The 395-nt window shown below is 69.4% G+C and carries 1 protein-coding gene; it reads left to right on the top strand.

Annotated features, from left to right (window positions below; translation table 11 throughout):
* Window positions 1-324, top strand: a 324-nt coding sequence (locus DBV35_RS29390; protein ID WP_281262258.1) for an acyl-CoA dehydrogenase family protein, incomplete at its 5' end; no start/stop codon positions are given.
* Window positions 325-395: the final 71 nt, after the last annotated feature.

The following is a 395-nucleotide window of genomic DNA, read 5'->3' as shown; positions in this document are numbered from 1 at the left end:
CACCTGGCCGAGTTCCAGGGCCTGCAGTTCATGCTCGCCGACATGGCGATGAAGGTCGAGGCCGCCCGCCAGCTCTGCTACGTGGCCGCCTCGCGCGCCGAGCGCAACGAGCCCGACCTGGGCTTCATCTCCTCGGCCGCCAAGTGCTTCGCCTCCGACACCGCGATGCAGGTGACCACCGACGCCGTCCAGCTGCTCGGCGGCGCGGGCTACACCCGCGACTTCCCGGCCGAGCGCATGATGCGCGACGCGAAGATCACCCAGATCTACGAGGGCACCAACCAGATCCAGCGCATGGTGATGGCGCGTTCGCTGCTCAGGTGACACCCTGACGGCCCATGGACGGGGCCGTCGTGGACCACGCACTGCTCGACCGGCTGCTCGACACCGACCCG

The sequence above is a fragment of the Acuticoccus kandeliae genome (genome assembly GCF_003073115.1).
This window is presented reverse-complemented; position numbering and strand designations above follow the sequence as displayed.